Origin of the sequence: Streptomyces sp. NPDC059524, from assembly GCF_042749255.1 — a bacterium.
In the GTDB taxonomy this organism is placed as follows: Bacteria; Actinomycetota; Actinomycetes; order Streptomycetales; family Streptomycetaceae; genus Streptomyces; species Streptomyces xanthii.
Map to the genome: position 1 here is coordinate 1 of NZ_JBHYTK010000246.1, position 7,675 is coordinate 7,675.

The 7,675-nt window shown below is 73.0% G+C and carries 8 protein-coding genes; 6 read left to right on the forward strand and 2 right to left on the reverse strand.

Annotated features, from left to right (window positions below; genetic code table 11):
* Window positions 1-54: 54 nt before the first annotated feature.
* Complete coding sequence (locus ACFW9D_RS36935; protein WP_188339832.1) at window positions 55-1,587, reverse strand: APC family permease; 1,533 nt, start codon at window positions 1,585-1,587, stop codon at window positions 55-57.
* A 37-nt stretch (window positions 1,588-1,624) separates the two neighbouring features.
* On the reverse strand, window positions 1,625-2,587 hold the full coding sequence (locus ACFW9D_RS36940) for a hypothetical protein (protein WP_384629724.1): 963 nt from the start codon (window positions 2,585-2,587) through the stop codon (window positions 1,625-1,627).
* A gap of 281 nt (window positions 2,588-2,868) precedes the next feature.
* On the opposite strand from ACFW9D_RS36940, the gene ACFW9D_RS36945 reads away from it, so the two are divergent.
* The 6 genes from ACFW9D_RS36945 to ACFW9D_RS36970 all read left to right on the forward strand — a co-directional run bounded on the left by ACFW9D_RS36945 (window position 2,869) and on the right by ACFW9D_RS36970 (window position 7,614).
* Entirely contained in the window at window positions 2,869-3,759 is an 891-nt protein-coding gene (locus ACFW9D_RS36945; protein ID WP_188339830.1) for a DMT family transporter, read from the forward strand.
* A 127-nt stretch (window positions 3,760-3,886) separates the two neighbouring features.
* A complete protein-coding gene (locus ACFW9D_RS36950; protein ID WP_384629735.1) occupies window positions 3,887-4,375 on the forward strand; it encodes an NUDIX hydrolase in 489 nt (162 codons plus the stop codon).
* Between the two features lie 24 nt (window positions 4,376-4,399).
* Window positions 4,400-4,792, forward strand: a complete 393-nt coding sequence (locus tag ACFW9D_RS36955; protein WP_384629727.1) for a YidH family protein — start codon at window positions 4,400-4,402, stop codon at window positions 4,790-4,792.
* A 6-nt stretch (window positions 4,793-4,798) separates the two neighbouring features.
* Window positions 4,799-5,116 (forward strand): DUF202 domain-containing protein, encoded by a 318-nt coding sequence (locus ACFW9D_RS36960; RefSeq protein ID WP_188339827.1) that lies wholly within the window; start codon window positions 4,799-4,801, stop codon window positions 5,114-5,116.
* A 225-nt stretch (window positions 5,117-5,341) separates the two neighbouring features.
* Window positions 5,342-6,379, forward strand: coding sequence for a phosphotransferase family protein (locus tag ACFW9D_RS36965; RefSeq protein ID WP_188339826.1), 1,038 nt, complete (start codon window positions 5,342-5,344; stop codon window positions 6,377-6,379).
* Window positions 6,380-6,384: 5 nt separating this feature from the next.
* Window positions 6,385-7,614: an acyl-CoA dehydrogenase family protein gene (locus ACFW9D_RS36970; protein WP_384629732.1), complete on the forward strand. Its 1,230-nt coding sequence runs from the start codon at window positions 6,385-6,387 to the stop codon at window positions 7,612-7,614.
* Window positions 7,615-7,675 lie beyond the last annotated feature (61 nt).

The following is a 7,675-nucleotide window of genomic DNA, read 5'->3' on the forward strand; positions in this document are numbered from 1 at the left end:
GCCCCCACCCGACCTCTCCGGTCGCGTGGGGGCCGCCGCCGTTCTCCGTGCGGGTCAGCCCGCGCGCTTCTCCAGCTGGAACGCCTCGTTGCCGAGGCCGATCCGGGCGTGCGCCTGCGGGTTGCGGGCGCGCAGCACCAGGCTGTACGCCACGCCGGCGAGGGCCGCGAGCACGATGACGCCGGGCAGGATCCAGGTCAGCGCGGAGCCGGGCGCGGAGGCCAGGAGCACGTCGAAGTCCTTGACCGTGTAGCCGGCGATGACGAGCAGCGCGAGAGCGGCGAGGCCGGAGGCGAGCAGCCGCCAGATCTGGGCGCCGGCCGCGCCGCGACGCACGAAGAAGACGATGACGGCGAGGGAGGCGGTGGCCATCAGCACGATGACGCCGAGCGCGCCCACGTTGCCGCCCCAGGTGAACAGGCGCAGGACCGGCGCGGTCGGGTCGCCGGCGGGGCCCGAGTCGGTGACGGCGAAGACGAGGACGACGACGAGGGAGATCACGGACTGCAGCACGGAGCCGGTGCCGGGCGCGCCGCTCGCGCTGTTGGTGCGGCCGAAGCGGGCGGGCAGCAGGCCCTCGCGGCCCATCGCGAAGGCGTACCGGGCGACCACGTTGTGGAAGCTGAGCAGCGCCGCGAACATGCCGGTCACGAACAGCACGTGCACGACGTCCGTGAAGGTGCCGCCGAGCCGGTCCTCGGTGAGTCCGAACAGCAGGCCCGCGGACTGCTTGCGGGCCTCGCCGACGATCGCGCCGGGGCCGGTGGCCACGGTCAGCGCCCAGGCGCTGAAGGCGAAGAACAGGGCGACGCCGCCGACGGCCAGGAACATGACGCGGGGCACGAGGATGTGCGGGCGGCTGGTCTCCTCCGCATAGACCGGGGCCTGCTCGAAGCCGGTGAAGGCCGCGATGCAGAAGCACAGGGCGGTGCCGAGGCCGACGCCGGAGAGGGTGCCCGGGTCGAAGGCGTCCAGGGACAGGCCCTGGCTGCCCGGGTCACTGATGGCGGCGATGTCGAAGACGACCACGACGGCCACCTCGACGAGCAGCAGCACGCCGAGCACCTTGGCGTTCACGTCGATCTTCAGCAGTCCGAGCACGGCGACCGCGACGACGGCCAGGAGCGCCGGGATCCACCAGGCGATCTCCAGGTCGAGGAACTGCTGGGCGAGCCCGGAGACCTCGAAGCCGAACATGCCGTAGATGCCGACCTGCAGCGCGCTGTAGGCGACGAGCGCGACCAGGGCCGCGGCGGCGCCGGCGGTCGGGCCGAGCCCGCGCGCGATGTACGCGTAGAAGGCGCCGGCGTTGTGCACGTGCCGGCTCATCTCCGCGTAGCCGACGCTGAACAGGGTCAGGACGACGCCGAGGATCAGGAAGAGCAGCGGCATGCCGACGACGCCCATCACCGCGAACGTCGTGGGCATGACACCCGCGACGACCATCAGGGGGCCGGTCGCGGCGAGCACGGAGAGCAGCAGCCCCGCCGTGCCGAGCCGCCCGGCCCGCAGGGCGCTCTCCTCGCCTATGAACGTGCTGATGCCCGGCTCCGCCGTGCTCTCGGCCGTTCTGTCGCTCGTGGTCATCGGGGGGTGTCCCTTCACGGTGGGTCGTGGTCGACGGCTACGCCGTGCCGAGCGCGGCACTGCGCGCGGCACGGAACGCTTCGTACGGGTCCCGGTCGGGGTAGGACCAGGGCTCCGGTGTGACGTGCGGTCCGATGCGGTGGAACAGGGCGGCGGCCTCGGCGGGGCGGCCCTCGCAGTACTTGGCGTGGGCGAGGAAGTTGAGGTCGACGCGGTCGCGCGGACGAGCGGCGCCGGTGGGGGTCTCGCCCCACTCCAGCCACCAGTCGAAGGCGGCCTTCATGACGACGCGGGCCCGGCGGCCGGTCCAGTGGCCCGAGGCCTTGGGGTCGGCGGGCTCGGTGCCCGCCTTCGCGAGGACCCGGTAGCGCTCGGCGTGGGCGACGACGGGCAGGACGGCGAGCGGCGAGGAGGGCGGGGCCTGCTCGGCGGCCCAGGCGGCGAAGTCGTAGACCTCGTGCAGCGGGTCCTGGCCCGCGGCGGCACGGCGCTCGGCGAGCCGGGCGACCATGAGGTGGTGGGCGTGGTGGTGGCCGGGGTGCCGGTGGCGGACCTCGTCGAAGAGCCGCACGACGTCCTCCTCTCGGCCCAACTCGCGCTCCAGGAGGAGCAGTCCGAGCCAGGGCGTGGGATCGGCGGGGACCAGGGCGGCGGCGTCGAGGCAGCCGTCGCGGATCTTGTCCGGACGGGCCTTGCCGGCGAGCGCCCGGTGGACGCCGGCGCAGGCGAGCAGGACGGCGGCGTCCGTCGACTCCGGTTCGACCAGGAGCCAGTCGCGGACCCAGGCGGTGGTGGTGGGCTCCTGGGCCAGGACCGTGATCCGGTGGCCGCGCCGGTCCCAGTCGTCGCCGGTGCCCGCGAGCAGCGCTCTGGCCTCGGACCACCGGCCCTGGGCGAGCGCGGTGCGGGCGGCGACGAGGTCGGCGTCGTCGAGCGCGGGATCGAAGGAGTGCGTGGCCTTCTTACGAGGGCGGCCGAGCGGGGGCGGGGGTGGGGACACCGCGACGGTTCCTCTACGACTTTTCAGTAACGCCGTCTGCGGCGCGCGAGGCTGCGCGGTCGGGGCGGCCAAGGGGCGGATGATCACGCACAGCAAACCGGTAGGGAGGGCTCCCCGTCAAGGGTGATCGGAAGACGGGCTTCACCAACTCGTCGCACATTCCGACGAGTTCACTTGCATGACATTTCAACCACCTCGCGGCCGCGGGCGCTGCCGGGCCCGGAGCGCTATCGTCAGCCGCATAGCGATGTGTTTTCCGAGCGCAGTCCGAGGTGCACAGCGTGCCGGTTCTCGTCCTCGTCCTCGCCGTGAGCGCGGCCTTCTGTCTGGGCATCGGCTTCGTGCTCCAGCAGAACGCGGCCCGGCGCGCCCCGCTCGGCGACTTCCTGCGGCCCCGGCTCCTGCTCGACCTGATGCGGATGCCGCGCTGGCTCGCGGGCATCGGGTTCATGGTGTGCGGCATGGCGCTCGGCGCGGTGGCGCTCGGCAACGGCGAGGTGTCACTGGTCGAGCCGCTGCTCGCGACGAACCTCCTCTTCGCCCTCCTGCTCTCCCGGCTCCAGACGTACGTGCCGCTGGGCCGGCAGGGCTGGCTCGGTCTCCTGCTGCTCGCGGGCGGCGTCACCGCCTTCATCGTGGCGGGGCAGCCCAGCGGGGGCGGCGAGAAGGCGGGGCCGCTGCGGCACTGGCTGATCATCGGGCTGATGGTGGGCGGGGCGCTGCTCCTCGCGGCGCTCGCCAAACGGTCCCGGCTGAGCAAGGCGCCGGTGCTCCTGGCGGTGGCGACCGGGATGCTCTACGGGGTGCAGGACGCGCTGACCCGGGTCAGCGGGCAGCGGTTCCAGGCGGGCGGCCTGAGCCATCTGTTCCTGGGCTGGCAGCCGTACGCGGTGCTGCTGCTCGGGGTGACGGGGCTGCTGCTGGTGCAGAGCGCCTTCGAGACGGCGCCGCTGCGGATGTCGCTGCCCGCGCTGACCGCCGCGCAGCCGCTGGCCGGGATCGCGTGCGGGGTGGGATTCCTCGGGGACCGGCTGCGCACGGACGCGGCGGCGCTGACCTGGGAGGTGCTGGGGCTGGCCGGAATCGTGGCGGGGGTCGTGCTGCTGGGGCTGCATCCGGCGATGCCGGGGGCGGCGGCGCACGACCGGAACGCGGAGTCGAGCCCGGTGTAGGGGCGGGGCCCGGGGCACGGCTTAGCCTCGGGGCATGAGTTCTGCGAGTTCTGCGAGCCCTTCCGAGGGTGCCGAGAGTTCCGAGGCGCCTGAGGTGTCGGCGCACGCGGCGCGTTCGGCCGAGGAGATGCTGGACATCGTCGACGCGGACGACCGTGTCGTGGCGCAGGTGGCGCGTGGCGAGGCGTACGCGCGGGGGCTGCGGCACCGCTGCGCGTTCGTCCTGGCCCGCGACCCGGAGGGCCGGGTGTTCGTGCACCGGCGCACCGGCACCAAGCTCGTCTTCCCCGGGATGTACGACATGTTCGTGGGCGGGGTGGTCGGCGCGGGAGAGACGTACGACGAGGCCGCGCTGCGGGAGGCGCAGGAGGAACTCGGCGTCTCCGGGCTGCCGCGGCCGACGCCGCTGTTCCGCTTCCTGTACGAGGACGGGGCGGGGCGCTCGTGGTGGTCGGCGGTGTACGAGGTGGTCTGCGACCGGCCGGTGAACCCGCAGGCCGAGGAGGTCGCCTGGCACGCGTTCCTGCCGCAGGAGGAGCTGGACCGGCGCATCGGCACGTGGCCGTTCACCCCGGACTCGCTCGCGGCCTGGGCACGCCTGCGGGCCCGCGGCTGACGGACACCGCCTAAGGTCCACACCGTGATCGAATTCGCACGCAACGTACGGCTCTGGTTCGCCCCGGAGCGGGTCAGGGACGAGGGCGAGACGCCGGACTACCGGTTCTCGCTGGCCAACGAACGGACCTTCCTGGCCTGGCTGCGCACCGCGCTCGCGCTGATCGGCGGCGGTTTCGCGGTCGACCAGTTCCTGCCGGACCTGCCCTGGGGCTGGCGGGTCGGACTCGCGCTCGCCCTGCTCGCCTCGGGCGCGCTGTGCTCCCTGCGGGCCGTCAGCCACTGGGTGCGGTGCGAGCGGGCCATGCGCAAGGGCGAGGACCTGCCGGTGTCCCGGTTCCCCGCGCTGCTGAGCGTGGTGATCGCGCTGGTCGCCGTCGCCATGGTGGTCGTGGTGTTCGCCGGCTGGGCGGGGTGAGCGGGCGTGGAGGAACCGGTACGCGATCCCGGACTGCAGCCGGCGCGGACCCGTCTCGCGTGGCGGCGTACGACGCTGTCGTGCACCGTGGCCGCGATCCTGGCCGGACGGACGGCGCTGAGCGGCTCCGGCGGGGCGCTCGGCTGGGTGGCGGCCGCGCTGTGCCTGCTGGTGTGGCTGGGCTTCCTGGCGGTGGCGCACCGGCGCATCACGGGCCTCGCGCTGCACGAGGTCGCGCCGCCGGTGATGTCGCGGCGCGGGGCGGTCATGGCGTCGCTGTGCACGGTGGCGCTGGCGGTGTTCGCGTCGCTGCTCGTCACGTGAACCGTGTGACGTGAGCGGCGCGGCGTGAGCGGCGCGGCGTGAGCGGCGCGGCGTGAGCGGCGGACCGGCACGGCCCGGGAGCGTCCGGCGAGGCCCTCTTCCGTGAACGCGCGGGACGAGGCAGCGTAAGAACGATCACGTTCGTCCGCATCACTGGACGACATACCGACCAGTCAGCATGATGGTGGCCGACGACGCTGCCGCCCGTTTCCCCGGAGGACCCCGATGAGCCACCCCCCAGGTCTCGACCTCGACCAGCTGCGCGCCCACCTCGACCGGGAGCGGCCCGGACTGGTCGGCGGTCCGCTGACCGCGCGGCTCATCGAGGGCGGGCGCTCCAACCTGACGTACCAGGTCGGGGACGGGACGACGCGATGGGTGGTGCGGCGGCCGCCGCTCGGCCACGTCCTGGCCACCGCGCACGACATGAAGCGCGAACACCGGGTCATCGCCGCCCTGCACACGACCGACGTGCCGGTGCCCGAGCCGGTCCTGCTGTGCGAGGACGACTCCGTGCTCGGGGCGCCCTTCTACGTCATGGAGTTCGTCGACGGCACCCCGTACCGGACCGCCGAGCAGCTCGCGACGCTGGGCCCGGAGCGGACCCGCGCGGCCGTGCTCGGGCTCGTCGACACGCTCGTCGACCTGCACGCCGTGGACCCGGAGGCGGTCGGCCTCGGCGACTTCGGCCGGCCGGAGGGCTTCCTGGAGCGCCAGCTGCGCCGTTGGGGCAAGCAGCTCGACGCCTCCCGCAATCGCGATCTGCCCGGCATCGACGCGCTCCAGGCCGCGCTCGGCCGCACCCTGCCGGACTCCCCCGCGCCGACGATCGTGCACGGCGACTACCGGCTCGACAACGTCCTGGTGCGCCAGGACCCGGACGGTGTCGACCGGATCAAGGCGATCCTCGACTGGGAGATGTCGACGCTCGGCGATCCCATGACGGACCTGGGTCTGCTGGTCATGTACAGCACGGACCTCGGCATGACCGAGTCCCCCGTCTCCACGACCGCGACGGCCCCGGGGCACCCGGACCCGGCCGAGCTGATCGAGCGGTACGCCGCGCGCTCGGGGCGCGACGTCTCCGCGATCGCCTGGTACACGGCGTTCGCCTGGTTCAAGCTCGCCGTGATCCTCGAGGGCATCCACTACCGGTACACGCTCGGCCAGACGGTCGGCGCCGGCTTCGACCGGATCGGTGAGCTCGTCCCGGTCTTCATCGAGCACGGCCTGACCACGCTCAAGGCCCCCCAGGAAGGCTGACCCGCATGGACTTCGCATTCGACGCCCGCACCGAGGAACTGCGGGAGCGGCTCCTCGCCTTCATGGACGAGCACGTGTACCCGGCCGAGGCCGTCGCCGCCGAGCAGCGCACCGCGCTCGACTCGCCGTGGCAGACGCCCGCCGTGGTCGGGGACCTCAAGGCCGAGGCCCGCCGGCAGGGCCTGTGGAACCTGTTCTTTGACAAGCACAGCCTGCCCGACGCCGAGCACGGCGCGGGCCTGACCAACCTCCAGTACGCGCCGCTGGCCGAGATCACCGGCCGCTCCCCGCAGCTCGCGCCGACCGCGCTGAACTGCGCCGCCCCGGACACCGGGAACATGGAGGTGCTGGCCCAGTTCGGCACCGAGACCCAGCGCAAGCAGTGGCTGGAGCCGCTGCTCGCCGGGGAGATCCGCTCGGCGTTCGCGATGACGGAGCCGGAGGTCGCCTCCTCCGACGCCACGAACATCACGACGCACATCGAGCGCGACGGCGACGACTACGTCATCACGGGCCGCAAGTTCTACATCTCCGGCGCCATGAATCCGGACTGCAAGATCTTCATCGTGATGGGCAAGACGGACCCGGACGGGCCCGACATCCGCCGCCAGCAGTCCATGGTCCTCGTCCCCCGCGACACCCCGGGCGTCGAGGTACGCCGGGCCATGACGGTCTACGGCTTCGAGGACCACTGGCACGGTGGCCACGCCGAGGTGGTCTTCGACCACGCGCGCGTGCCCGTCTCGAACCTGATCGGCGAGGAGGGCGGCGGCTTCGGCATCGCCCAGGCGCGGCTCGGTCCGGGCCGCATCCACCACTGCATGCGGCTGATCGGCATGGCCGAGCGGGCCATCGAGCTGATGTGCCGCCGGGCCGTGGGCCGCACCGCGTTCGGCAAGCCGCTGGCTCAGCAGGGCGTGGTGCAGGAGTGGATCGCGGACGCGCGGGTCACCGTGGAGCAGCTGCGGCTGCTCGTCCTGAAGACGGCCTGGCTGATGGACACGGTGGGCAACAAGGGGGCGCACACCGAGATCCAGTCCATCAAGATCGCGACGCCGCGTGCGGTGGTCGACATCATCGACAAGGCGGTGCAGCTGCACGGGGCGGGCGGTGTCTCCCAGGACTATCCGCTGGCGGAGCTGTGGGCTGCCGCCCGGACCCTGCGACTGGCCGACGGCCCCGACGAGGTGCACCAGCGATCGCTGGCCCGGCGGGAACTGAAGCGGTACGTCTAGGCTCGCCGCCGGGTGCGGGCCGGTGGGGCTTCTCGCGCAGTTCCCCGCGCCCCTGGAGATG

Excerpts from the sequence above, each read along its gene's own strand:
- ACFW9D_RS36935 (WP_188339832.1), bottom strand. The coding sequence starts at position 1,587 with ATGACCACGAGCGACAGAACGGCCGAGAGCACGGCGGAGCCGGGCATC.
- ACFW9D_RS36950 (WP_384629735.1), top strand. The coding sequence starts at position 3,887 with ATGCTGGACATCGTCGACGCGGACGACCGTGTCGTGGCGCAGGTGGCG.
- ACFW9D_RS36965 (WP_188339826.1), top strand. The coding sequence starts at position 5,342 with ATGAGCCACCCCCCAGGTCTCGACCTCGACCAGCTGCGCGCCCACCTC.
- ACFW9D_RS36970 (WP_384629732.1), top strand. The coding sequence starts at position 6,385 with ATGGACTTCGCATTCGACGCCCGCACCGAGGAACTGCGGGAGCGGCTC.